This is a genomic window from uncultured Acetobacterium sp. (genome assembly GCF_927416815.1).
Classification (GTDB): domain Bacteria; phylum Bacillota; class Clostridia; order Eubacteriales; family Eubacteriaceae; genus Acetobacterium.
Genome location: NZ_CAKMJU010000018.1, coordinates 20,248 through 45,255, shown reverse-complemented (window position 1 = coordinate 45,255; position 25,008 = coordinate 20,248). Strand labels below are relative to the sequence as shown.

Annotated in this window: 23 protein-coding genes and 1 other annotated feature (1 of these 24 only partly in view); of the genes, 1 reads left to right on the top strand and 22 read right to left on the bottom strand. The window is 43.5% G+C overall.

Annotation, left to right across the window (positions count from 1 at the left end; genetic code table 11):
* Positions 1-82: 82 nt before the first annotated feature.
* Complete coding sequence (locus QZ998_RS02815) at positions 83-1,765, bottom strand: hypothetical protein (RefSeq protein ID WP_296557834.1); 1,683 nt, start codon at positions 1,763-1,765, stop codon at positions 83-85.
* Positions 1,765-2,487 (bottom strand): ABC transporter ATP-binding protein, encoded by a 723-nt coding sequence (locus QZ998_RS02810; RefSeq protein WP_296557832.1) that lies wholly within the window; start codon positions 2,485-2,487, stop codon positions 1,765-1,767. The genes QZ998_RS02815 and QZ998_RS02810 overlap by 1 nt, the downstream gene beginning before the upstream one ends.
* Positions 2,488-2,711: 224 nt before the next feature.
* Here QZ998_RS02810 and QZ998_RS02805 point away from each other — a divergent pair, with 224 nt between their 5' ends.
* Positions 2,712-3,575, top strand: a complete 864-nt coding sequence (locus tag QZ998_RS02805; protein ID WP_296557830.1) for a 4Fe-4S binding protein — start codon at positions 2,712-2,714, stop codon at positions 3,573-3,575.
* 119 nt (positions 3,576-3,694) lie between these two features.
* On the opposite strand, the gene QZ998_RS02800 is transcribed toward QZ998_RS02805, so the two are convergent.
* The 20 genes from QZ998_RS02800 to alaS form a co-directional block, all read right to left on the bottom strand.
* On the bottom strand, positions 3,695-4,315 hold the full coding sequence (locus tag QZ998_RS02800; RefSeq protein WP_296557829.1) for an ABC-2 transporter permease: 621 nt from the start codon (positions 4,313-4,315) through the stop codon (positions 3,695-3,697).
* A complete protein-coding gene (locus tag QZ998_RS02795; protein WP_296557827.1) occupies positions 4,312-5,172 on the bottom strand; it encodes an ABC transporter ATP-binding protein in 861 nt (286 codons plus the stop codon). Before QZ998_RS02795 ends, QZ998_RS02800 begins: the two co-directional genes overlap by 4 nt.
* 1 nt (position 5,173) lies before the next feature.
* Positions 5,174-5,548 (bottom strand): GntR family transcriptional regulator, encoded by a 375-nt coding sequence (locus tag QZ998_RS02790; protein ID WP_296557825.1) that lies wholly within the window; start codon positions 5,546-5,548, stop codon positions 5,174-5,176.
* A 385-nt stretch (positions 5,549-5,933) separates the two neighbouring features.
* Positions 5,934-6,614, bottom strand: coding sequence for a SprT family zinc-dependent metalloprotease (locus QZ998_RS02785; RefSeq protein WP_296557823.1), 681 nt, complete (start codon positions 6,612-6,614; stop codon positions 5,934-5,936).
* 55 nt (positions 6,615-6,669) lie between these two features.
* On the bottom strand, positions 6,670-10,182 hold the full coding sequence (locus QZ998_RS02780; RefSeq protein ID WP_296557821.1) for an AAA family ATPase: 3,513 nt from the start codon (positions 10,180-10,182) through the stop codon (positions 6,670-6,672).
* Positions 10,179-11,399, bottom strand: coding sequence for an exonuclease SbcCD subunit D (locus tag QZ998_RS02775; RefSeq protein ID WP_296557820.1), 1,221 nt, complete (start codon positions 11,397-11,399; stop codon positions 10,179-10,181). The genes QZ998_RS02780 and QZ998_RS02775 overlap by 4 nt, the downstream gene beginning before the upstream one ends.
* A gap of 139 nt (positions 11,400-11,538) precedes the next feature.
* Positions 11,539-11,940, bottom strand: coding sequence for a hypothetical protein (locus QZ998_RS02770; RefSeq protein WP_296557818.1), 402 nt, complete (start codon positions 11,938-11,940; stop codon positions 11,539-11,541).
* A gap of 142 nt (positions 11,941-12,082) precedes the next feature.
* Entirely contained in the window at positions 12,083-13,450 is a 1,368-nt protein-coding gene (locus QZ998_RS02765) for a cation:proton antiporter (protein ID WP_296557816.1), read from the bottom strand.
* A gap of 275 nt (positions 13,451-13,725) precedes the next feature.
* On the bottom strand, positions 13,726-14,955 hold the full coding sequence (locus tag QZ998_RS02760) for a U32 family peptidase (protein WP_296557814.1): 1,230 nt from the start codon (positions 14,953-14,955) through the stop codon (positions 13,726-13,728).
* A 31-nt stretch (positions 14,956-14,986) separates the two neighbouring features.
* On the bottom strand, positions 14,987-15,664 hold the full coding sequence (locus tag QZ998_RS02755) for an O-methyltransferase (protein ID WP_296557813.1): 678 nt from the start codon (positions 15,662-15,664) through the stop codon (positions 14,987-14,989).
* 73 nt (positions 15,665-15,737) lie between these two features.
* A complete protein-coding gene (gene mltG / locus QZ998_RS02750; RefSeq protein ID WP_296557809.1) occupies positions 15,738-16,820 on the bottom strand; it encodes an endolytic transglycosylase MltG in 1,083 nt (360 codons plus the stop codon).
* A 102-nt stretch (positions 16,821-16,922) separates the two neighbouring features.
* On the bottom strand, positions 16,923-17,291 hold the full coding sequence (locus tag QZ998_RS02745; RefSeq protein ID WP_296557807.1) for a YlbF family regulator: 369 nt from the start codon (positions 17,289-17,291) through the stop codon (positions 16,923-16,925).
* Between the two features lie 73 nt (positions 17,292-17,364).
* On the bottom strand, positions 17,365-19,062 hold the full coding sequence (locus QZ998_RS02740; RefSeq protein WP_296557849.1) for a ribonuclease J: 1,698 nt from the start codon (positions 19,060-19,062) through the stop codon (positions 17,365-17,367).
* Between the two features lie 43 nt (positions 19,063-19,105).
* Complete coding sequence (locus QZ998_RS02735) at positions 19,106-19,555, bottom strand: Fur family transcriptional regulator (protein WP_296557805.1); 450 nt, start codon at positions 19,553-19,555, stop codon at positions 19,106-19,108.
* A 221-nt stretch (positions 19,556-19,776) separates the two neighbouring features.
* Positions 19,777-19,938 carry a hypothetical protein gene (locus tag QZ998_RS16850; protein WP_366512380.1) on the bottom strand — a complete coding sequence of 54 codons (162 nt, stop codon included), beginning with the start codon at positions 19,936-19,938 and terminating at the stop codon, positions 19,777-19,779.
* An 8-nt stretch (positions 19,939-19,946) separates the two neighbouring features.
* Positions 19,947-20,234: a DUF1292 domain-containing protein gene (locus QZ998_RS02730; RefSeq protein WP_296557804.1), complete on the bottom strand. Its 288-nt coding sequence runs from the start codon at positions 20,232-20,234 to the stop codon at positions 19,947-19,949.
* A gap of 84 nt (positions 20,235-20,318) precedes the next feature.
* Positions 20,319-20,735: a Holliday junction resolvase RuvX gene (gene ruvX / locus QZ998_RS02725; RefSeq protein ID WP_296557803.1), complete on the bottom strand. Its 417-nt coding sequence runs from the start codon at positions 20,733-20,735 to the stop codon at positions 20,319-20,321.
* Positions 20,736-20,765: 30 nt separating this feature from the next.
* Positions 20,766-21,710: an aldo/keto reductase gene (locus QZ998_RS02720; RefSeq protein WP_296557801.1), complete on the bottom strand. Its 945-nt coding sequence runs from the start codon at positions 21,708-21,710 to the stop codon at positions 20,766-20,768.
* 115 nt (positions 21,711-21,825) lie between these two features.
* Positions 21,826-22,077: an IreB family regulatory phosphoprotein gene (locus QZ998_RS02715; RefSeq protein WP_026396169.1), complete on the bottom strand. Its 252-nt coding sequence runs from the start codon at positions 22,075-22,077 to the stop codon at positions 21,826-21,828.
* 112 nt (positions 22,078-22,189) lie between these two features.
* Positions 22,190-24,829 (bottom strand): alanine--tRNA ligase, encoded by a 2,640-nt coding sequence (gene alaS / locus QZ998_RS02710; RefSeq protein WP_296557800.1) that lies wholly within the window; start codon positions 24,827-24,829, stop codon positions 22,190-22,192.
* A gap of 86 nt (positions 24,830-24,915) precedes the next feature.
* Positions 24,916-25,008: a binding site (T-box leader), on the bottom strand (it continues 138 nt past the right edge of the window).

Sequence of the window (25,008 nt, the reverse complement as noted above, 5' to 3'; positions counted from 1 at the left end):
TCAACTCCTTTTGTTTTATTAACTGACTATCAGTTATTATCTGCTATTATCCTTCTCAACCATTAACTTAGGCTTTAATTTATTATTCGAAATTCAGCATTTCTACTTCAAGCCGCTTGCTGATCACCTGGTAAAAAACAACACTGAATCCCAAACTGATCACGGTAAATAAACCATAACCCAGTAACGCGTTGACAAAATATCCCAGCAAACCACTTATTCCAATTAGCAAGCCTGTATAGGCCATCCCTACAAAAAGCGTGATCACGACGTTCATATTGTTCTTTATTGCTTTCTGGGGATTATCCCAATTGAGTAGCGGTCGGTTCATGTCCATGAACAGTCCGAATAATAAAATCGGCAGAGATCCCAGGAGACCCAGGATAATCGTTAGTAGCAGGGTCGACAGAGCTAAGGGAAAAAAGAATTGTACCGCAATAATCGAAAACACAATCCCCAGACTCTGAATCAGTACCGCCACTCCGGTACGTCCAAGAATCTGGTCTTTTGCTGTCACCGGAATCATTCGGGTAAGCCAGGAGGTCTTGCCCTCCCGGGAAAAGGTCGTTGCCGTGGTGGCCGTGGTTCCTCCGAAAAAAATAAAAAAAGCAATCAGCAAGAAGTTAACCAGCACCGGCATTTCTCTAAAAAAATTCTGAATTCCCTGTAAATCGTCTGCTGGTATTTCAATAAATGAAAAACTGAGCAGGATGCAAAGCGGGGCAATAATGACCACACTGATATTATTAAAAAAATAAACCGGTGTCCGCATCAGCAAGCGCAAATCCATTATAAATATCGCCATCGCCCCATGGCTTTTTCTAGTGAGCGCTTTGCTTCGCGCATCGCCACTTAAGCGCTTGCCCTTTTTGATCACTTTTCCGCTGACAATACTCTTAATATAAACCCGTTCACCAATTGCTACCATCAAGGCGCAAGAAAAAAAGGTAATTCCCAGCAGCGCGCCGACCCAGGCAAATGACATCAGGGTAATTTTATTTAGCGCCCAGGCCATTAAAAAGCTGCTGGGCATGATATAGCCAATGATGTTTAAAAAACCCTCATTACTTGTCAGCATTGTATTCATCAACAGTTGAAAATCGACCTCGTCGCCACTTCCCAATTGGCTGGAAAACCAGATCTGCAACCCAAAAATAGCCGCAACACCGAGAAATACAAAAACAATCTGGATCATATCCTTTCGGCCTTTAAGGGAAGCCGATTGCATAATAAACATAATCACCGCGGTCACCAGTGAAAGCGGCAACACCGGGATGGTTAGAAAGACAAAAAATGCCAACAGCCCATAAAGCGGTCCCATTCCCTGGCCGATGCCATAAATAACTAGCACCGGAATAAATATTAAGCCCGCAAAAATATATTCAAAGGCCAAAATACTAAAAAATTTAGCAACGATCAGTTTTCTTTGGCTGATCGGCAGCGGGATCAGTTCTTCAATATTATCTGAAAAATAAAATTCCGATAGCACATACATCACCCCAAAAACGAGAATCAGCACCGTTGCTATAATATAGCCGATACTCAAAAAAACTGAACTTTGATTAATCATTGATAAGCCGAAATAGGTGGCGGTCATCACCGAGATGTACATAAAATAGGCCGGTATCAAGGCCACCGGAACAATAATCAGGGTAAAGAGCTGTTTGTAGAATTCTTTTTTATTGTATTTTTGATTATAAAAAAACAGCGATACACCCAAAGACTCATTAATAAAAAGTCTGGTCAGACTGATAATTTCTTTCATTATTCTGTCAACTCCAGGAAAATGTTCTCTAATGATTCCTGGCTCCCGGCTTTTTTTCGAATTTCGTCCATCGTTCCTACCTCAATGAGTTTTCCCTTTTTTATAATGGCGATCCGGTCACAGATTTTTTCCGCTACATCGAGAACGTGGGTAGAAAAGAAAACTGATCGCCCGCTATCGCAATGATCGCGCATGATTTTTTTTAGTTCAAACGATGCCTTAGGATCAAGACCGACCATTGGTTCATCGAGGATAAAAACCTGGGGATTGTGAATCAGTGCCCCCACCAGTGCCAGTTTCTGCTTCATCCCATGGGAAAAAGACCCAATCGGATCGTTGATGGCATCCTTAATTTCAAAAATATCCAGATATTTTTCGATCCGTTCCTGTCTTTCGCTAGCGGGCACCTGATAAACATCGGCCATGAATTTCAGATATTCAATCCCCTTAATCTTTTCAAACAGCTCCGGGGTGTCCGGGACATAACTGAATTGTTTTTTTGCTCCCAGGATGTCTTGCTGATTGTCGATGCCATTGATCGTTATTTTACCACTATTGGGTGCCAGCAGGCTGACAATCATTTTAATGGTAGTGGTCTTACCAGCGCCATTGGGTCCGACAAATCCAAAGATTTCACCAGGACGCACTTCAAAGCTGATGTTGTCAACTGCTTTCTCATTCTTATTTCCATATGTTTTTGAGACCTGTTCTAGTTTTAGCATAGTCGCTCCTTTTATATTTTTTATCCAGTTTATTTTAACACAACTACGCTGTTTTGCGACAGAAAAATTTAATATTGTTTTTAGAATCAAGGCATACAATAGTAACAATAATCTATACGGCACTCAAAAAAGTGACTAGTCAGGGATGATCAGGGTGAGCATCGCATCCGCGGTCACTTATTTTTTGGGAATTGCCTCATCCCTTAATGAAAGCAGGTAACCGCGTGATCACACAAAATGAAATTGCAGCATTGAAGGCCCAGGGGATCTTAGCCCAGCAGCAGGAAGGCTATTTTTCGATTCGGATTTTAAGCCGAGCCGGAAATTTCACCGCCGCTGAATTCCAGACACTGGCCGAAATCGCCCAAACATATGGGCGAGGTTATTTGGGCGAAACCACCCGATTAGCCATCGAAATCCCCTGGATCACTTACGACGATATTCCATTAGTTAAATCTGCCCTGACCGCCGGGGGACTTGTTTACGGTGGTACCGGTAAGAAAGTCCGACCGCTGGTAGCCTGTAAGGGTACCGTTTGCCAACATGGCCTTTATGACACCCAAAAACTATGTGGCATCTGTCATGACCAGTTTTTCGGTCGCGACCTTCATGCCAAAACCAAAATCACCTTTGTCGGCTGTCCCAACAATTGTGCTAAGGCTAACACCAATGACATCGGCCTGGTGGGACAAGCCTATATACAGTTTGACTGGGATGCCTGCATTAACTGCGGCAAATGCACCAAGGTCTGTCGATCTCAGTCACTAACGATGCTCAACCAAAAGCTCCTTTGGAATGAACGAAAATGCGTCAACTGTGGCAAATGCGCCCAGATTTGTAGCACCGGTTCGATCACCGAAGAGGTTCGCGGCATTGCCGTCTATCTGGGCGGGCGGATGGGTCGCGGTTACCGCTTTGGCGATCAATTAACGGATCTTTATGCGCCAGAAGAAATTCCTAATCTGATTGAAAAAATTCTGGAAACTTATCTGGAGCTTGGCAAAGACGGCGAACGGATCTGCCACCTTCTTGATCGTATCGGGATCAATTCCTTCGAAGATTCTTTGCAGGAACGGCTGGACGGTTAGTGACGGGACTTTTAAAAAACTGTTACCCGGCGCACAATAAGGGGCTGATTTCTCAGCCCCTTTTTTTATTAATAAGCACATTAAATATGTTTAGTGATGTCTTTCCGAATGGCTTCTTTCTAAAACTCTTTTTGCGAATAAATTTTAAGTGAGATCAGATAGGAAAGGATCACACCGGTGACCGAAAAACCGATCAATAAGATCAGATAGATCCAGGGATTTCCGGTGGTTGGCAGGGGGACATTGAATTGTTCCGCCAGCAGCATCAGGGCCGTGGGCAGCAGCGCGCAGAGAATCAGCATCAGCCGGGCTTTTTCAGTGCCAAATTTATAAATCAGGGGAATAATCACAGACCCAAATATTAAGGCAATCAGGTAGATTGCTCCAATAATAGCCAGAATTTCCAGGTCAAAGCTTTGTCCCATAATTACACTGCCGACTGCTCCGACAATCAATGATAATACCGCCCCCAGGGTGTTCAGGATGGCCATCACCAGATATTTACTGAGCACCATTTCTTTTCGAGTCACCGGCATGGTCAAAGCATAGGCATCCCACTTGGCCAGATCGTCATAGCTGATCGTCGTCACCACCATCATCGCAAACATCAGGATAATTATACCAAAAATAAAGCTATTTCCCTGGGGTATGAAAACAACGGCGAAAAAAAGCATCATCACTCCCAGCATTTTAAATGTACTTTTAAGATTAAGCAAATCTTTTAAGATCAGTCCCTTCATTGTTTTCCACCCCTTCCATAAAATAACATAATTTGTTCAATGGTTACCCCATCCATAAGGGCATTTGGATATTTTTTTCGGATAGCAGCCTTATCATTCACCAGCACTTCAAAACTAAACTGATTTTTGCGATAGCGGAGATACTCGCTTGCTTCAAGCTTGCCAAAATCTTCTTCTCCACATTTAAAAACCCCCATCTTAGAAAGCAAGGTCTCTTTTTCTTCATTCAGCAGAATTTTACCCTGGTGAATAAAGACAATATAGTCAGCGATCTTATCCAAATCACTGGTAATATGGGATGATATCAAAATGGAATGTTCCTCATCCTGAATAAAATCCATAAAGACATCGAGAATTTCCTCCCGGACAATCGGATCTAATCCGCTGGTGGCTTCATCTAAAATTAGCAAGTCTGGTTGGTGGGATAGGGCCACCGCAATTTGCAGCTTCATCTTCATCCCCCGGGAAAATGCCTTGATGATCTTATTGTCCGGGAGCTTGAATTTTTTCAGATACTGCTGATACAATTCCTGATTCCATTTTTTGTAAATACTGGCCAACATCTTAGCAATATCACCGGTTTTTAAATTATCATGAAAGTTACAACCGTCCATCACAACGCCGACTGATTCTTTTATTTTCTTTTCATCTTTTAAGGTGTCCATTCCCAGCATCTCAATGGTTCCCCCATCCCGACTGACCAGATTAAGCATCGCTTTTATGGTGGTCGTTTTGCCAGCCCCATTTTCACCGATAAAGCCAACAATACTACCTCTGGGCACCTTAAAACTAACATCTTTTAGTTGAAAATCTTGATATTTTTTGTTTAAATTTTTAATTTCAATAGCATTAATCATGTTATTCTCCCTTATACAATAGTTCTAGCAACTCACTGAGTTCTTCCCAGGAAATATCACTGCTTTTGGCAATATCTACCGCTTTCTGCAGCAGCTCTTCGGCCAGCCTTAATTGCTCTTCCCGGATAAAGGACAAATTCTGGTTAGCCACAAAACTGCCCTTGCCGGTGACGGTTTCAATAAAGCCATCCCGCTCCAGATCCGAATAGGCCCGTTTGGTGGTAATCACGCTGATCCGCAGCTCCTTGGCCAGAAAACGCATGCTCGGCAATGCTTCCCCGGAACTCAGCTCGCCACTGATAATCATTTTCTTAATCTGCATGGCAATTTGCTCATAAATCGGTTTGTCACTGGAATTGCTGATGGCGATATTCAACAAGTCACCTCGTTTCTTTCGTCTTATTGTATATATACTATATGCACACTATAAACTCTTTTTTTCCAGCTGTCAAGTTTTTTAGCAAAAAAATAAGCGAGATGGTCTCGCTTATCAGACTGTCAAAAAAGATAACCCAGTACCGGCAATTGTTACATCATGTTGTGACCTAGGGGTCAGACCCTACGCATCGGAGCGGACACAGCAGAGCCTGTCCGATTCTGCGCGCAGGCAACGAGCCAATCACAAGCTTGCTTGTAGTTGGCGACTGCCCGCGACCAGTGCGAAAGGAGCGTAGCGAATTTCGCATGGCGCGGCGAACAACAGATTAACAATTGGTCGGTACGGTAGTTTAGCGACAACCTCATAAGCGAGATAGTCTCGCTTATTCCCAGCTCTGAACACTCAATTTTTTCTGGAGATTTTTTAGTTTTTCCCGTTCCGCTTTATAATTAGGCAAAACCTTCTCTACAATTCCCCAAAAGTTGGGAGAATGGTTCATTTCTAGCAGATGGGCCAGCTCGTGAACCACCACATAGCGAATGGTGGTTTCTTCAGCCATCACCAGATACCATGAAAAATTAAGATTGCCAGCACTGGAGCAGGAACCCCACCGAGTTCGGGCACCGTTTATTTTGACGGCCTTGGGTTTAAGACCCATATGCCTTGCTAACTCATTGACCATCGTGCTGAGCACCTTTTTTGCCAGCCTTCGGTAGACACCCACCAGACTGGCTTTTAATTCCTCGGCTGACATCTCGCCATAAGCATAGAAACGCTGTCCATCATAGCCAAAGATCGGTTTTTCGACTGGCACCAGCGGCAATTCACGACCCAGAAAAAGCAGGTTGCTGCCAAATCGCAGCTCAAAATTCTCCCGTTCCGCCAACCGTTTAGCCACCGCATCTTGGTGGGAGTTAATCCAGTGCTGATGCTGGTTTACGAAATCCTCAATAACTTTTTTGGGGGTTGCCTTGGGCACCCGGACCTCGATTTCAGCATTTTTGGTAATATAGAGGCCTAGTGTTTTTCGTTTTGAATATTTTATCGTATAATTCTTTGTCATCTTAGTCCTTTTAATATTTCATTTCTTTATATTTCAATACATTTTTCAATCCGTTTTATTTTTCAATCCGCACCCTACTGCCACCAACGCCAGCTTCCCCCGGGGTAATCAGCAGTTTGACCGGCATCCGGTTCTTGATCGATTCCACATGGCTGATGATCCCTACCTTCAGGCGGTCGTTATGGAGCCTTTCAATCGAATTCATCACCACCTCCAGAGCATCTTCATGAAGGGAGCCAAAGCCCTCATCGAGGAAGAAAAATTCCAGTGGTGCCCGTCCTTTTAACTGTATTTCAGCGGAAAGCGCCAAGGCCAGTGATAAGGAGGCCAGAAAGGTTTCGCCGCCTGATAATGTTGAAGCATCGCGGGCGGCGCCGCCGTTTTTGTAGTCCCGAATAATAAATTTACCCTCATCATCGGCTTCCAGCCCATAATTGCCGTTGCTGATCTCCGTAAGCCGTTTAGATGCCTCAATGGAAATGTACTTGAGCCGGGAAACAGCCACAAACTCAACAAAGCGCTTTCCCGCAAACAGCTTTTCCAAATCGGCAATCAGTGCCAGCCGGTGATCGACCTTTTCCTTTTCTACTAAATAGCTTGCCAGCTCCGTGAGCCGTTTTTCCAGCTCGTCAATACTGCTTTTTAAGCGAATTTCCAGGGCCTTCTGCTGCTCAATACTTTCTTCTAACAACTGATGGGAGGTAACGATCTCATCATAAGCCGCTGCGGTCATTTCCCTGTTATTAATTTTTTTATTCAGGTCTTCCAGCTTGCCACTTAATTTGGTGCAATTCTGGTAATAACCGGCAATCTCAGTTTCCAGCTTTTTTATACTGTCATCCGCTATCCAGGAATTTTCGGCAGTGGTCAGATCTTTAAAACCCAGGCTGTCTAACTGCTTTTTCAGGGCTGACTGATTAATCTCAAATTGCCTTTGCAGGGTCTTAAGATTAGCTTTTTTTATGGTCACTGCTTCCTCAGTTTTTTGATACTCTAGCCGGGCAGTCTCGAGCTTTTGCTTTGCCGTGGTCCAAGCATTTTCAATCCATTTGATGTTCCCGATAAATTTATCTTTTAATTCACCCAGCTCTTTTAGCTCATAATCTTTTCCCAGCTTCTCTTCGATAGCAGTCCTTTTTTCTTTAAACTGTCTGGCCTTTTCGCCAATCAGCAGCAAGAATTCCTGAACCTGACGGTTAATGCCATGAATGCTTTCACCCAGTTTTTCGAGCTGCTGCCGATCGGTAGCAAGTCCTTTTTCCAGAATTTCGAGACTATCCATCAATTCGCCCCGCCGCGCATCCATCTTTTTAATGGTTTCATTGGCGGCGTGAAAATCAAAGGCTTTTGGCACCTTAAGCTTAATTTTTAAGTCCGTCGCTTCTGCCATCAGCTGTCTAAATGCTGCTTCGCGATTCTTTTTCAGCTCCTCCAATTCTAGGTTTTGCAGCATCAATGCTTGTCTGCTTGCGGTTTTTTCTTTAAGATCGCCTTCCCGTCTTAACAACTGGTTTTTTATTTCATGACTCCGGGTTTCTTGTTTTTTTTGCCACACTTCCCAGTCTTCCAGAGACTTAATCAACTCCGTATTGGTGGCTTCTAGTAACTCTGGTTGGCCTTCAGGAATGGGTTGGCCAAGACTGATGATTTCAGTTTTTAGATTCTTCTGATTTTCAACTAAAATGGTAAAACTGCCGGTTAGTTGGGCAATTTCTGCGGTTATTTCTGCCAATTCCTTTTGCTGCTGCGAATAGGTATTATTGATGACCTCCACCCGGATCGCATCATCCGATTCTTCTGGATAGACCGTCAACGGATGTTCGGTTGAGCCGCAAACCGGGCATGGTTGTCCATCACAAAGCTGTTCTCTGAGTTTATGTCCCATATTTTTGTTTTCCAACAGTGTCAGTTGTTTTTCTACTGCTGTCATTTTTTCTTTTAACAGCTTTTCAATAGCCTTTTTCGATTCAATGGTTTGAACCAGGGCATCAATCTGCTTTTCCTGGGCGGTGAGGCTCACCTTGCCAGCCGTTTGCTTGAGAAAAATATTTTTGATGCGGATGATCTCATCTTTTTCCGTTCTGATGCTGTCCCAGGTAGCCGGACGAGCCGCTTCATGGGCTTTAAGCTCCTGATCAACTGCTGACAGCTCGCTTGCTAGTGCCTGCCTTTGTTCTTCAAGGCTTTTCTCGTTTTCGAGAAGCTGGTCTATTTCGGTCTGATTTTTCTTGAGACGCTTTTCATCGCTTTCGATTTCGCTATTCAGCCGGCTAGTTTCTTCTGTAATCGTAATCCCCCGGGTAATTTTTTCGCGATGATCCGGTTCGATCCGACACTTCTTTTCCTCGCTACGTTGCCCCTCAAGTTGTTTTTTTACTTTTTCGATTTCTTGAGTCAGTCTTGTTTTATCATTTTCCAGGTTGATCTTGTGATGATTTTTTGTATCCATTTTTTTATTCAGTTCACGAATTTCCGTTTCTAGCGCTAACTGGGCTTCTTTCCAAATCATGGCATCAGCCACCTTTTCCAGTTTGCTTTGAAATTTAAAAAGATTTTCGCTTTTATAGTCATCGGTTTGATTAAAATTATTCTCGCAAGCTTCTTTTTTAACAAGCAGCTCTACCAGTTTTTCTTCGCTGCCAATCAGACTACAGCGGCTCTCTTCAACCTGGTTTTTGAGGGTTTCAAAAGCTTCCATAAAAGGCCGCACTTCCAGTGCCTTTTTGCCCAGCGCCAGCTGCTGCTCTTTTTCGGTGATTTCGATTTGCCTGGTTTCAAGATTTCGGACTTCATCTGTGGCGTTCTTCTGCTCAGTGAGTAAATCCATTAAAAGCTTAGCTTCTGATAATTGGCTATTCAACTGTTCAAAGCGTTCGCGGTTTTCTTTGAGCTGCTGATGGTTCTGCTCGTAGCTGCTCTGCTTTTCGGCCAGCGCTTCTGGGCTAACGCCTTCATAGGTCTTGATGCTGCCGACGATCTGGTTGAGCTTTTCAAGCTCATTGATCCGCTCTAATTTAAGGCGATTGGAGAGTTCATCACCATATTTGGATAGGTTAAAAAGCCGTTCCAACATATCCCGACGGGGCTTTCCTTCGAGCTTTAAGAAATCGCTGAATTTTCCCTGGGGCAGCACCACGGTTCGGGTAAAATCGGTCAGACCCAAACCAATGATTTCTTCACAGGCATTGGTTACTTCGGTGGTTTTGTCCGCCAGCACCAATGCCCCTTCGGGTCTTAATTCCAGCAGCTGACATTTCCCCTGATTGATGCCTTCATTTTTATTGCGCTTAAACTCGCGGCTGACCTGATAGGTTTTCTCTTCCTGCCCGGCGATGATAAATTCATACACGACGCTGGCCTTTTCGTCGTTGACATTGATGTAATTACTGCTGTTTCGGGACAGTTTGCCATAAAGCGCCAGGGTAATACCATCCAAAATGGTCGATTTACCGCTGCCGGTGGGTCCGAAAATACCAAAAATACCGGCTTGGGTCAGGGTCTTAAAATCAATCAGCTGTTCTTCCTGAAAGCTGTTAATCCCTTTAATTCTTAGTCGGATCGGTCTCATCGTTTTGCCTCCTCTACAACCAACGAAAGCAGCAATTCCAGAACCTCATCATCAGCTTCGGTGCCCCGTTCCCGGCGGTAAAATTCTTTAAATACATCGCCAAATGATTTTTCGGTCAATGCTTCCAGACTGGCCTCGGTTTCTAAAGTGGTCAGCTTGGGGATCACCTCCAGAATATCATCCTTATGAGCCTTCATTTTTTTAATCTCATCTTCCCGGATATAGTGATCGGTCTCAATTTCTAGATAAACCCAGCAGGATCGCTCCCGGTTGGCTTGGCATCTGGCAATGGCGGCATCGACGTTTTCGCATTTCCAGACCTCGATCGGCTTGTAAACTTTTAGCTCGATTTCGCGGATCTCATTTTTTGTGGTAACGCCCGCTTCAACGATAATTTCCACCACCATGCATTTTTTTCCATAGGCAATTTCGCGGCGGTTAAAATGGAGTGGCGAACCAGCATAACGTCCCCGGCCATCGGTGCCAGGAATCACCTGTGGTTTGTGAACATGTCCCAGCGCGATATAATGGGCTTTTTCGGGAAAGCACTGGCCATCGACAATATAGGTGCCGCCCAGTTGGATGGTCCGCTCTGATCCAGCTTCTTGGCTGCCCATGGCAAAGATATGGGTGGTCACCAGATTGATGGTATCGTCTCTGAAATGGCACTCCAGTTGCGAAAAATAGTTATGAATCCGATCACTGTAAGACTTTTGATTTTGATCTTCGGCGGTGGTCAGATCATATAAAACCTCGTTAAGCCGTTTTTCGCTGGGATAGGGCAACAGCAGGATCACGGCCCGTTCTCCGTTAATTTCCAGCTCCACATAACCTGCTCCTGATGCCACCACCTGATGCTTACCATAGGCCCCGGTTGGGATGATCGTTTTGGGCACCCCGGCCATCAAAATCCCATGATCACGGGCCAGCGGTCCCGGCGCTTCAAGACGCTGGGGATTATCGTGATTGCCGGCGATCACCAGAATCAGTCGTTTCCCGCCGTCGGACAATTGCTTTAGGGTCTCATAAAACAATTCCTCGGCTCTGGCCGGTGGGTTATAGCTGTCATAAACATCCCCAGCGATGATCAATAGATCTATTTTTTCGTCCTTGACTATTTTAACAAAGTCCGCCAGAAAGCAGGCCTGCTCATCGATCCGGCTGTGACCTTCAATATTTTTTCCTAAATGCCAATCGGCAGTATGTAGTATTCTCATTTGTGCGTCCTCACTCGTATCCGTTTTATTTATTATCCCACAGTCACTTTTTTTTGTATAGACTAAACTAAAAACAGTATCAACAAACATTACTGTCCGTTGATACTGTTAAGATTTTTCGCTACATCGTGTCTGTTTCTTACTTGATGGCATCCACTGCTGCCATCAACTCCGAAATCGAGCGATACCAGTCTTTAATCATATGGCGCATCAGCCCCACCTGCTCGGCCTTGGCCAGCAATCCAAAAACCGGAATCTTTGATCCGTAGGCAGCGCCGATTTCGGCCCAGGCATCACAGCCGGATGGACCAATATAGATAATTAGATCGGCACTGGTGACCGAATCAATACAAAAGTTGAAAACTCGCGACCCTTCAGGCGACTCAATAAAACCCTTCAGCTCTTTTTGCGAAAGGAAGGCTTCTTCCGGCCGTCCCTCGCGGATCCAGGACAAAATGGTATGACCCCGGATTTCTAGTAAATCGGTCAGCATTTCAACGGCATGCTGATGCTTCCATGAAGCGGCAATATATATTCTCATGACACCTCCAACTTGCTTGTTCTTTATTTTACGTTCGCTACTTATTATAACCTTACCCGGTTTTATTAACAAGTAGGGTTACCTTTCCGGTCATAAAATATTGCTGGACAAGAACTCCTATAAAAGCATCGATAAAATCAGTTTATTTCGCTGGATTACCAGCTATTTTTATCTTTTTCTTTTGCGGTTTGACTTTGTTCCTCTTATTTCTACTAAGCAATATATAGCCCTGGCCGACCGTCAATCCCTGTACCACCGTTGTAAAGAGGACAATGGCGTAGGTTGCCACTAAAAACAGATTATAGATTGGCGTCGTCAAAGAGATGCTAGTACCCATAATCAAGGCCAGACAGAGACCGCCTTTTAAACCTGCCCAGGTCATAAAGGTAATGAATTTAGGGTTTTTCATACCCTTACCTTCTGGCGGGTTTTTGTTGAAAATCATCGATGCATATACCCCAGCCATTCTAGCAATCGTATTAAATACAATCGCTCCGATGGCGATGGTCAAAATCATCCCGACCGAGAGGGTGTTGATGTTCTTGATATTCAGTAATAAGACGCCAACTAACAGGAATAAGATGCCATTTAAGAGGTTATCCACCACTGACCAGAAAGAATAGAATAAGTTATGTAATTCCTCAGACATACATCTGTGATTTTTTCGCTTCATTCCGGCGATTCCAGTCGCATAGTAAAGTCCGCAAATGACTGCGGCAATCGGTCCTGAGAAAACAAAGTATTCACAAATCAAATATGCCAGCATCACCGTCAGAAGACTGGTGAATATTTTGATAAAATTGTCATTTGATCGTTTGAATATTTCAAATAACAGGAAGGAAACAACAAAGCCGACAGCCACTGCACCGAGAATTTCAGTGGTTAGTCCCCACGTAAAACTCATGACTGAGACACTGTTGGCAGACAGTTTTAAGGCTGTTAGCAGGGTGGCAAAAATAGCCACGGCGACGCCATCATTGAACAAGGCTTCCCCTTCAATAATCAGGCCGATTCGCTTCGGTAATCCGGCCTTTGCCAGAATACTCATCGCCGAAATTGGATCGGTCGGTGCAACGATTGAGCCCAGTAAACAGGCTTCCAGAAAGGAGATATTGACATGGATCAGATAGCCCAAGCCGAAAAATAAGAGACCATAAACAACTGTAGATACCAGTGTTCCGATAACTGCCATACTCCCAATCAGGAATTTATCGGCTTTAAAATCGCCAAATTCGATCCGTGATGCCCCGCTAAAGAGCATAAAGCACAAAACACCTTTAAAGAGAAAATCGGTAAAATTAAATTCCCGGTAGAGATTTACAAGTTCCATTGGTAAATGGACAATATTCAAGTTCCGGCCAATGATATAAATAACAACAAAGATAAATCCAAAAACAACCAGACCAATTTCATAGGGCAGTTTTATAGTTTTTTCGTTAATGAAACTAAACGCGACCACCAATAACAACAGCACACTGAACAAACTCAGCAATTGATCGAAATTATACATTTTTTCTCCTTCTAACTCGATAAGACAAACGCCAACAGGCAAAATTTGCGCAAAAAAAAGGCCATAACAAGATAGGCTCTATCTATTATCACCTTTGATAAATCCGAGTCTACTACAACAGCATGCTAGCAAACATCTGCATCGATGTTAACCTAGTACACTCCTGAAACATTCTGAATTATAGCACCTTAATAATGCGGTGTCAATAACATTTCTCAAGAATATTATTCGATCTCTGCTGTAAACGAAAATCATTTTTAATTGTTATATTTCTATCAAACTAGCTCCTGTTTTCTGATGATATCCATCGCTTTAACTGGCATCTGCATCTTTAAATAGTAACGCATTTTGGGATGAGGTGTAGACTCGATTTCTGCGCCGGATTTATCGGTCAAGATCTCAATTCTTTGCGTAAAAAAACCTTTGCCAGGAATCATGATCTCGATCTGATCACCCAAAACGACCTTATTGCGCTGTTCAATTAAGGCCATCCCGGTGGTTTCATCGTATTCCAGAACCAGACCGACAAAATCATAGTGGCGAGTATAACTGCTGGTGCCGTAATTTTGATCCACTGATGTTGTTTTACCGCTATAAAAGCCTTTGGTATAATTGCGGTGGCTGACCTTTGTCAACTCATCATAATAGCCCTCACCGAGTTTTGTTAGCTCGGGATTATCATAGGCGTAATCAATGGCACTACGATAGGCCGATACCACAGTGGCCACGTAATAGAGACTTTTCATTCGGCCTTCGATTTTAAAGCTGTCCACCCCTGCTGCCATCAATTCCGGAATTTCATCGATCAGACACAAATCCTTGGAGTTAAAAATAAAGGAACCGGTGGCATCCTCTTCGATCGAAAAGACTTCATCTGGCCGGGTTTCTTCAATCAGATGATACTTCCACCGACAGGGATGGGCGCAATCGCCCTGATTTGAATTTCTGCCGGTCATGTAATGGCTTAATAAACAACGTCCGGAGTAGGAGATACACATGGCGCCATGAACAAAGATCTCAATCTCCATTTCTGGTGACACTTTTTCACGGATTTCCTGGATCTCGTTAAGACCCAGTTCCCTGGCCAGCACAATCCGTTTGGCACCCTGGGCGTGCCAGAATGCAACGCTGCGCCAGTTGGTATTATTGGCCTGGGTGCTGACTGATATTTTTAAAGCCGGAGCCACTTCCTGAACCACAGAAAAAACCCCGGGATCGGCTACAATCACGCCATCAATACCCAGGTCTTGCAGTTCGCTTACATATTCAGGCAGACCGTCTAAATCTGCATTGTGGGGAATCATGTTGAGGGTAACATATATTTTTTTATCGCGCTCATGCACATAGCTAACCGCCTCGGCCAGAGCTGCCAGGTCAAAATTGTCAGCCTTTGCTCTCAGCCCAAATCTCTGGCCGGCGCAATAGACCGCATCGGCACCGTAATGGAGGGCATACTTAAGTTTTTCAAAATTTCCCGCCGGTGCCAGTAGTTCCGGTTTTTTCATGCTGTATCTCCGTTCTTTTTCTTAGATTCCACTACGCTTGACAACACGAAGCTTCGTCCTTAATCGTCTTTTTTAAGCTGATCGCCAAACCATCACCCAGTGGCAGGATACTGGTAATTAGTTGGGGATGGTTGGAGATGGTTTCCAGATATACCCGCATCCGTTTGACAATGGTAATTTTCCGTCGGATCACCAATTCGTTGCTGGCGATCATCCCTTTAAACAGAACATTATCAGAAATTAATAGTCCGCCGGGTTTTAAACACCGCAGGCAATCGTCTAGCAAATGGATGTAATGACCTTTGGCGCCATCCAAAAAAATCATATCATAGCTTTGATCAAGTTCTGCCAGTTTTTCCTGGGCATCGCCAACCATCAGATTAATCTGATGGTTAAGACCCAAGCTACTAATATTTTCTTCTGCCTGAACCACCATCTTAAAATTTCGTTCGATGGTATCCACCCGTCCCCGCGGACCCATTGCTATAGCAAAGACAGATGCCGAAAATCCTACGGCTGTACCGACCTCAAGAACGGACTGGATTTTTTGGGCGGTGATTAATAATTCGATCTGCTTCTGAACTTCTTTATGGATGATCGGAATATCAGTCTCCTGGGCTCTTTGCCTGAATTCTTCTATTTGCAGACAATCAGCTGGTATTAACCCTCTGATATAATCCTCAATGTAATCTTGTACAATTTCACTCACTGTCTGGCCTTCAATCTTTTTTTATTGCAACCCCTTAGTAATAGGGGCTGATTAACATTTCTCGACGTCTTAATCAGTCTCCCATATATCTTTGCACATCTTCTAAATGCTCATCATAGGTTTCATTGAAATAGATCTTTCCCGAGTCCATATCGGCAACAAAATATAAATAGCTTGTTTTAGCCGGATTTAAAGCCGCTTCTAACGATGTTTCCCCAAAGGAACAAATCGGTCCAAAGGGCAGTCCGGTATTGATGTAGGTATTATAGGGTGACGGAAATTTGGTTTGTTCAGTTGTTAGTACGGGAGTTTTTTCACCCCGGGCATAATCGACGGTAATGTCGGATTGAAGCGGCATGTTCTCGGCGATCCGATTGTAAAAGACACTGGCAGCATTAGCCTTATCCTCAACAAATTTCGTCTCTAATTCAACAATAGAAGCCATGATCACAATTTCATCCACTGTTTTGTCCATTTCTTTCGTCTGTTTTAACAGCTTTTGATCATATACCTCCTCAAAACGATCCAGCATCGCAGTGACCACTTTTGCAGGGTCAGTGTTTGGGGAAAAGGTGTAGGTATCAGGAAATAGATAACCCTCAAGCGTTCGATTAATCCCTTCTTTTTCAGTCAGGGGAATACTACTGAGAAAGGAATATTCTTTTTGATATTCTGCCACTTTTTTGGATTCTTCGATAAAAGCATCGGCGTCGCAGATATTCTTTTCTTCAAATATTTTAGCAAATTCGGAAATATTGCGACCTTCGGGAATCGTAACCGTAGCATCTGCGACATCGCCGGTGATCAGACGATCGAGAATCTGCTGGGCTGATTCTGCCGGGCTAAAAGCATAATAGCCGGATTGGATCTGGTGGGCAGTTTTATCTTTCTTAGCTAACATCTCGAAGGCAAAAGTATCCCTGATCAAGTTGTTTTCAGCCAAAAGCTCAGCGACTTCGCTGATAATGGCACCTTGCTCTATTTCAACATAGACAAGCTCTCCATTACCGACTGGTTCTAACATTTGTCCAATAAAATAATTAAAGCTAAACACCCCAGTCGCACCAAATACGACTAATAATAATAGAATAATGGCAATCAGTTTTCCTGTTTTTTTTCGCGGCGCTTGTCTGGTTTGGCTTGTTCGGTTGCTCATCCTTTCACCTTCCTTTCATTTCTTAAACCATAAAAAGAATATAGGACCGCTAATTAGGTGGCACCTATATTCTTTTCGAATCGTTCTATTTAAAATGGTTGTTTAGATGCCACAGCCTTCTTCTTCTGAATCAAACAGACCCATATCCAAGTCGACAGCTTTTGCCATGATGTCGGTAATGTCCTGAAAAACTACTGAAAAATGCATCTGGGCTTGAAAAAATTCGGCGATTTCAGGAATACCCATAATCGTGTTGGCTAGCGTATTATAGGCTGTGATCTGTTCCTCGGTTAATTCATTTCCCAACATCTGGAAGGATTGAATTTCCATTTGTCGGCGCATGTAATCTTTGGCCATTTCATACTTTTCGGGATCTTGTTCGAGCTTTTGTTTCGATTCTAAAAAGTTCTTGTATTCCGTGGATTCTTTGAGGGCTCGTGCCAAATTATTGGCTTCATCATAGACGTTCATATACTACTCCTATTTTTTAAATTTTATCGGCAATTATTACAGAAATGCATCTCAAACAATCGCCTGCTTGAATCTATACTTCCATCAAAATGGGGAGTATCATCGGTTTTCTCTGAGTCTTTGCATAAAGATATTTAAATAGACTTTCACGGATGACGTTTTTAATCGAATTCCAGTCAATAATACCCTTTTCTTCACAAGAAATCAAGGCTTTCTTTACCTCTTCCCGGGCATTGTTGATGAGTTCTTCTGACTCTCTCACATAAACAAATCCCCGCGAGATGATATCTGGTCCTGAAACCGCTTTACCCTTGTGCATGGTACAAACTACAATAAAGAGACCATCTTCTGACAATCGTTTCCGGTCGTTGAGAACGATATTACCAATATCTCCGACTCCCAAGCCATCAACCAGAACGGGTTCAGCCTGGGTTTTGCCGACAATTTGAGCGGTGCGTTTATCAATTTCCAGGATATTTCCATTCTCAGCGATAAAGGTTTTTTCCTTGTTCATCCCAACGTTTTGAGCTAGCTCAACATGCTGCATAAGCATCCGACTTTCGCCATGAACAGGCAGAAAATGTTTCGGTTTAACCAGGGTAATCATTAGTTTTAATTCTTCCTGTCTGGCATGGCCTGACACATGAATTTCGGCAAAACGTCCATATACAACGTCTGATCCCAGTTCAACCAGTTTATTGATGACTTCAGAAACCATTTTTTCATTTCCCGGTACTGGAGATGCTGAAATGATAACCATATCCTCTTTTTTTATGGTCAGGTGACGGTGCTCACCCAATGCCATTCGTCCCAGAGCAGCCATCGGTTCACCCTGGCTGCCGGTCGTAATGATCACTAATTCTTTATCTTTGTATTTTTTGATGTCTCTTAATTGAACTAATACATTTGGAGGAACCTTGAGATAACCAAGATCCATCGCCACTTCACTAACGTTTTCCATGCTTCGTCCGCAAATAATAACCTTTCGATTATATTCTACTGCGGCATCAATGGCCTGCTGCAGACGATGGACATTAGAAGCAAAGGTTGTTACGATTATTCTCCCTTTGGCTCCTCGAAACAAGTTATATAAGGTTGGTCCCACAGTGCTTTCCGATGGCGTGAATCCGGCTCCTTCGACATTGGTGCTATCTGACATTAGCAGATCGACACCCTGGGATCCAATTTTAGCGAATCGCTGCAAGTCGATTACTTCGCCACCAATTGGATGATAGTCTATTTTAAAATCCCCGGTGTGGACAACCGTAGCTGCTGCACATTTGATGCACAGTCCGACGGCATCAGCAATACTATGATTGACGCGAATAAACTCGACGTTAAACTCGCCAATATCAATCCGTTCTTTGGGCTTGACAATAATTCGAGTGGTTTTGGTAAGTAAACCATGTTCTTTGAGCTTCTTATCAATCAGACCCATGGTAAACTTCGTCGCATAAATGGGGATGTTAATCTTTCTCAGCAGATAAACAAGCCCCCCAATGTGATCCTCATGCCCATGGGTTATGACAACCCCTCTAACCTTATCCTGATTCTCCAAAATATAAGTGTAATCTGGCAGAACAATGTCAATTCCAAACATATCGTCATCTGGAAACTTCAGCCCGCAATCGACAAGGATGATATCATCCTTGTATTCAAAGACATTCAGATTTTTTCCGATTTCGCCTAAACCGCCCAAGGGTATTAGCCTCAACTTATCTTTATTTTTCTGAGGTTGCGGCTTTCGTCTTGATCGTGAACGACCCTCCAGTTGTTGGGCTTCCGTCGTTATTAAGTTTTTATTTTCAGTCAAATTATTCTCCTTTCGTTATGGCACAACAATCCGAACAGTATCCGTACACCTTAAGTTCGTGATTGATTATTATAAATTCTTTCCTTTCTTCTATTTCTTTTTCCAGAGCTTCCAGGAAATCGTCTTGCATTTCGATTACCTTTCCGCATTCTAAGCAGATTAAATGATGATGCCAGTGCTTTTCATCGAGCTCACAGAGTTCGTAGCGAGCAAAGCCATCATCAAAATTACGTTTGGTAATGAGTCCCATTTCTTCTAATATTTGCACCGTTCGATAAATGGTCGACATTCCCACTTCAGGATTGCGCTGTTTAACACCAAGGAATAATTCTTCAACACTAAAATGCTGTTCCCTAAAGGTCAACAGAACCTCAATGGTGACCAGACGTTGAGGGGTTAATTTGTTCCCTCTTTTTCTGAGTGCATCCACGATTTGTTTTTCGTTATTCATGGTGGTCACACCTCTTTTTAAAGTCTCCTCTGATAAACAGTCACAGGTAATGCTCTGATAATTTCTATATTTACTCCATCAATATCACAGGAAAGCGCACGGATCTCTATTCCCAGACTATGACATTGACCCAATAAACATGTCGCTTACCGATTATTACGCGATCTAGCAAAAACGCCTTGACAGCATTGTGTTGCATAACAAATTTAGCCAGTATCTACTCATCCTGATGAATTCTGATTAACTCGACAAGAAGTTTGGATCCCAAAAACAAGAAGCTCACTCATGCGACTGCTGTTAGGCACATGAGCGGCTGTCTCTTCCTGGTTAATCATTACTTTGACAATGAAACGATTCGTTCGGCTAAAAAGGCCCGTTAACAAGGGGGCATTTACTCAACTTCACCGTCATCGTCATCTTCGTCTTCATCTTCATCTTCATATTCTTCGTCCATGATACGATCATATTCGGCTTCAATTAAGGCAAATTCTGCTTCATCTTCAACCGGAACTAAAATTTCACCATCTTCGTCTTCATCGATAAAGAAAGCAAACACATCATCACTTTCTTCGCCTTCAGTTAAAAGCACATAAGTCTTTTCTCCGAGAGAAAAGGAAACTTCTAAATCGAACTCTCTTGCAACGCCATTTTCATCTTCTAAAATTATTTTTTCTTCCATATCAACTTCTCTTTCAATTTTATTTTTTCGCTCATAATCTTTAAATTATACCTTTTCATGCTTAAATAATTCATTATTTACAAATTATTTAACAGCGCGATCCATATAGGATTGCAGAATGATTTGGGCTGCCAGCATGTCAATATAATCCTTGCGGTTCTCCCGGGAAACATTTCCTTCGATCAGCACTTTTTCAGACCAGGACGAGGTTAAACGTTCATCAATATAGATAATTTCAATGTTTAACCGTTTCTTGATAAACTGACAAAAATTCACTGTTTTCCGGGTCTGAGCCGATTCTGAACCGTCCATGTTAAGCGGTAGACCAGCCACCACTTTTTTGATCTCATATTTTGCAATCAACTCGCGAAATGCTTCTAAATCGTCATCGCGGGTCTTTCGCTTGAGGGTCATTACCCCCTGGGCGGTAATCTGCAAAGGATCCGTTACAGCAACCCCAATCCGTTTGTCGCCAACATCAATTCCTAAAATTCTTTCCATTCATAATCCCATCTATTTGTTATCATTGCGCTAAATCACTTTAATACAAAAGTCTTTACATGCGGAACTGCAATAACAGCAGAGTACACATTTTTTTTGATCAACTTGAGCTTTTCCACCAACCAAAGCCAAGGCTCGCTGCTTGCAGCGCTTCACACATTCCCCGCACCCGGTGCACCAGTTACTGATATGTAGTGACTTTGAAGCATGCGAGACCGCCGCCTCTAAATCCACCGATATGGTCTCGCCATTAAATTTTTTAACATTATACAACACTTCGTTAACCGATTGAACCCCAATCGCAATCGCGTCGAGATCGGCCAAATTTAAAACATACTCAAAACTGGCCTGTTTCCGGGAAAGCAGATTGCCGCCACCTAAAGGTTTCATGGCGTAAATGCCCTTACCCAATTTTTTGGCCTGATGGATGGCCGCTGTCATTTCTTCAGCGGTGCCGTCTTCAATGCCGATGCCGGTTAGATTAATCAGCGGATGAATCACATCCAGTTCGGGAAACAGATTAGCCCCGTAAACACCCTCGACCCGATGGGTGGAAATGCCAATGGCTCTTACTTTTCCTGCTTGTTTTTCAACCATCAGCGCCTCAATGGCTTCCCAATGACCTGCAACGGTTTTTTGGCTTTCCTGCTCATGGAGCAGGTAAAGATCAACATAATCCCGCCCCAGTTCAGAAAGAGCACGACTCAGACTTTTACGAACGCCCGTCGCCGTATAATCATAGGATTTTGTGGCAATGACCACATCCTTTTTTACTTGGATCGCTGCCCGTAGGTGATCGTAGTTATTGTATAAATCCGCGGTATCAAAAAAATTAACGCCGCCGTCCAAAGCAGCCGCGATGATTTCCCGGCTTTCCGAAAGGGTTTTATTTTTTTGGAGGGGGCCAATCGTCAAACTACCAAAGCACATGCGCGATACCATGATACCGGTATTGCCTAACTTATTGATTTTCATCTTAAAATCGTTCCTAACCACAAACAAAATGTCCGCGAGTTTTTGCGCTAACCCTCACCTTGCCTGAACTAAAATAGGACTGCCTCGGTTGAGACAGCCCCAATTTATCAGCCTACTAAATACTCTTTAAGTAACGTCGGACAAGTTCCTCAAGCAACTCATCGCGTTCAATTTTCTGTATGGCGTTTCGCGCTTCTCTGTGACTTGTGATATAGGTCGGATCTCCTGACATGACATAACCTACAATTTGATTGACGGGGTTATACCCTTTTTCAACTAGAGCCTTATGTACATTGCGCATCACTTCGTCGATCTTCTGAGACTTTTCGCTATCGACCTCGAACATAATGGTTCCTCGATCAATCACCGTATTTTCTCCCATTGTCATCAGACCTCCTTCACAATCAATTTATATCATTTTAACCCAAAGGAAAAGAAAAGACAAGTCAAATGATGTAATTTTTCATTTTCTTAATCAATTAATTTAACTGCTCGCGAATGCACGTCTCTCCCTTTGACAGTGATTCTGCCAATTTTTCCGGAAGTTTCCCCCCAGCTTGCGCCATATCAGGACGTCCACCACCACCTCCACCGGCTAGTGTCGCCACTTCTTTGATGACTTTACCAGCATGGAAGCCGCGTTTGACAACATCTGGAGTGGCTGTTGCAACAAAATTAACCTTGCCATCCAGGGCACTCCCCAGCAGCACAACACCTGATCCCATCCGGTCTTTGAGTAAATCTCCGATGGTGCGCAGCTCTTCCATCGGCATTTTGTCAACTTCGGCAATGGTAACCTGAACCCCACTAATGACGATCATTTTCTGATGGATATCGATAATCGCATTGCCGGCAGATTTCTGTTTCAGTTCGGCAATGGTGCGTTCCTTCTGTTTGTTGATTTCGGCCATTTCGGTTACTTTTTCCAGCAGTTGATCAGGATTGGTTTTCATCAAATTGGATACCTCAACCAGGGTATCATCCATTTTTTCAACCAGGTGCCAGGCATTAAAACCGGTTGCCGCTTCAATTCGACGAATCCCGGCAGCAACGCCACCTTCACTGATGATTTTAAAAAGCCCCACTTTGGAAGAATTGTTGATATGACAACCACCACAAAGCTCAGTACTGAAGTCACCAACCTTGACGACGCGAACAATTTCGCCGTATTTTTCGCCAAATAAAGCGGTTGCTCCTAATTCTTTGGCCTGATCAATATCGGTTTCAAAAATAGACACCTCATAAGCCGCTAATATCGCTGTGTTGACAATCTCTTCAACCTGCCGTTTTTCATCCCGAGTCATCGCCTGGAAATGATTAAAGTCAAAACGCAACCGCTCTGGGGATACAAATGATCCGGCCTGTTCGACATGATCGCCTAAAACCTGTTTCAGAGCTTTTTGTAATAAATGCGTCGAGGTGTGGTTGCGCTGCACAGCATCGCGCAAATCTTTGTCAACCTCGGCAATCACACTTTCACCGACCTTAAAGGTTCCTGACTTCACCGTACCTGCGTGAATATGGCGACCCAGGCTGCCTTTTTTACAATCATTGATTTCAATCAGGCCATCACCTTTTTGAATGATCCCATGGTCACCAGTCTGGCCGCCACTTTCGGCATAGAAGGAGGTCTGATCGAGCAATACCAGTACCTCATCGCCAGCCTTGGCTTGATCCACCAGGGTTTCACCCACATAGAGCCCGATGATGGTGCCTTCCGCTTCGAGGTTGTCATAACCAACAAAGGTATTGACTGCCTCTGCTCCCAGCGGATTAAAGGGATCATCAGCCCAGACCGCTAAATCGCTATTGAGACGATCTTGTCGTGCCCGTTCTCGCTGGGCTTCCATTTCTTTTTCAAAGTCTTCGACAATAATGGTCAGTCCTCGCTCTTCAACAATTTCCTTGGTTAAATCATAGGGGAAACCATAGGTATCGTAGAGTTTAAATGCCCCACCACCTGGAAATACGGTTTCTTCCATTTCGATAATCTTATCCAGTTCTTTATTTAACAGCGCCAGACCCTGATCGATGGTTTCTTTAAACCGTACTTCTTCAATCCGAATCAGCTTTTGAATGAAATCCTGTTTTTCTCGCAGTTCGGGATACGCCCCTTCTGAAACCCGAATCGCTTCTTTGGCTACATCATAAAGGAACAGATCTTTAATACCCAATAATTTTCCGTGACGAACAGCCCGACGCAACAGTCGGCGCAAAACATAACCACGACCTTCATTACCGGGCATCACACCGTCCGCGATCATAAAGGTAACACTACGGATATGATCGGTGATAACCCGGATGGAGATATCGTCCTGAGGATCATCGCCATAGTTTACCCCAGCTTTTTTACAAATATAATTAAGCACATGGCCAACCGTATCAATTTCAAATATCGTCCCGACTCCCTGCATCACTACCGCCAGACGTTCTAGTCCCATCCCGGTATCGATATTTGGTTTTGGCAATAGGTTATAATTGCCAGCTTCATCTTTATCAAACTGGGTAAAGACCAGGTTCCAGAATTCGACATAACGGTCGCAATCACAACCAACACTACAGGTGGGGCTGTCACACGCGTATTCTTCGCCGCGGTCAAAATAGAGCTCGGAACAAGGGCCACAGGGTCCCAGGCCATGCTCCCAGAAATTATCTTCTTTTCCCAACCGAACAATTTTTTCTTTGGGAATCCCAACATCTTCATTCCAGATTTGAAAGGCTTCATCATCATCCAGATAAATGGTGATCCAGATCTTGTCTGCCGGAATTTCCATAACCTCAGTGCAAAATTCCCAGGCCCAGGGAATCGCCTCTTTTTTGAAATAGTCACCAAAAGAAAAATTGCCCAGCATTTCAAAAAAGGTTCCATGTCGGGCAGTTTTTCCGACGTTTTCAATATCCGGCGTACGGATACATTTTTGACAGGTGGTCACCCGATTTCTGGGCGGGATTTCATCGCCGGTAAAATAGGGTTTCAGCGGTGCCATCCCCGAGTTGATTAATAACAGACTCTTGTCGTTAATTGGCACAAGTGGAAAACTATTTAATCGCAGATGTCCTTTCTCTTCAAAAAATGCCAGATATTTTTCTCTGATTTCATTTAATCCTAGTGGTTTCATTTTTTCTCCTTATCAATTTTTTATTTTTGCTTGTCAACATGTGATGTTCTTAGTTTGTTATTAAAAAAAAAATCCCCTGCAAGTCTGCAAGGGACGGTTTAATCCGCGGTACCACCCAATTTAGCCGCCAAACAATCATTGGCAACTCACTTTATCAATAACGGTTTCCCGACTAAAAA

Bases quoted from the DNA above. Each gene is read 5' to 3' on its own strand.
- QZ998_RS02730 (WP_296557804.1), bottom strand. From the start codon at position 20,234: ATGGAAGAAAAAATAATTTTAGAAGATGAAAATGGCGTTGCAAGAGAG.
- QZ998_RS02760 (WP_296557814.1), bottom strand. From the start codon at position 14,955: ATGAAAAAACCGGAACTACTGGCACCGGCGGGAAATTTTGAAAAACTT.
- QZ998_RS02735 (WP_296557805.1), bottom strand. From the start codon at position 19,555: ATGAATAACGAAAAACAAATCGTGGATGCACTCAGAAAAAGAGGGAAC.
- QZ998_RS02810 (WP_296557832.1), bottom strand. From the start codon at position 2,487: ATGCTAAAACTAGAACAGGTCTCAAAAACATATGGAAATAAGAATGAG.
- QZ998_RS02775 (WP_296557820.1), bottom strand. From the start codon at position 11,399: ATGAGAATACTACATACTGCCGATTGGCATTTAGGAAAAAATATTGAA.
- mltG (WP_296557809.1), bottom strand. From the start codon at position 16,820: ATGAGCAACCGAACAAGCCAAACCAGACAAGCGCCGCGAAAAAAAACA.
- alaS (WP_296557800.1), bottom strand. From the start codon at position 24,829: ATGAAACCACTAGGATTAAATGAAATCAGAGAAAAATATCTGGCATTT.
- QZ998_RS02815 (WP_296557834.1), bottom strand. From the start codon at position 1,765: ATGAAAGAAATTATCAGTCTGACCAGACTTTTTATTAATGAGTCTTTG.
- QZ998_RS02795 (WP_296557827.1), bottom strand. From the start codon at position 5,172: ATGATTAATGCTATTGAAATTAAAAATTTAAACAAAAAATATCAAGAT.
- QZ998_RS02780 (WP_296557821.1), bottom strand. From the start codon at position 10,182: ATGAGACCGATCCGACTAAGAATTAAAGGGATTAACAGCTTTCAGGAA.
- QZ998_RS02745 (WP_296557807.1), bottom strand. From the start codon at position 17,291: ATGAACGTCTATGATGAAGCCAATAATTTGGCACGAGCCCTCAAAGAA.
- ruvX (WP_296557803.1), bottom strand. From the start codon at position 20,735: ATGGAAAGAATTTTAGGAATTGATGTTGGCGACAAACGGATTGGGGTT.
- QZ998_RS02800 (WP_296557829.1), bottom strand. From the start codon at position 4,315: ATGAAGGGACTGATCTTAAAAGATTTGCTTAATCTTAAAAGTACATTT.
- QZ998_RS02765 (WP_296557816.1), bottom strand. From the start codon at position 13,450: ATGTATAATTTCGATCAATTGCTGAGTTTGTTCAGTGTGCTGTTGTTA.
- QZ998_RS02770 (WP_296557818.1), bottom strand. From the start codon at position 11,940: ATGAGAATATATATTGCCGCTTCATGGAAGCATCAGCATGCCGTTGAA.
- QZ998_RS02785 (WP_296557823.1), bottom strand. From the start codon at position 6,614: ATGACAAAGAATTATACGATAAAATATTCAAAACGAAAAACACTAGGC.
- QZ998_RS02720 (WP_296557801.1), bottom strand. From the start codon at position 21,710: ATGAAAATCAATAAGTTAGGCAATACCGGTATCATGGTATCGCGCATG.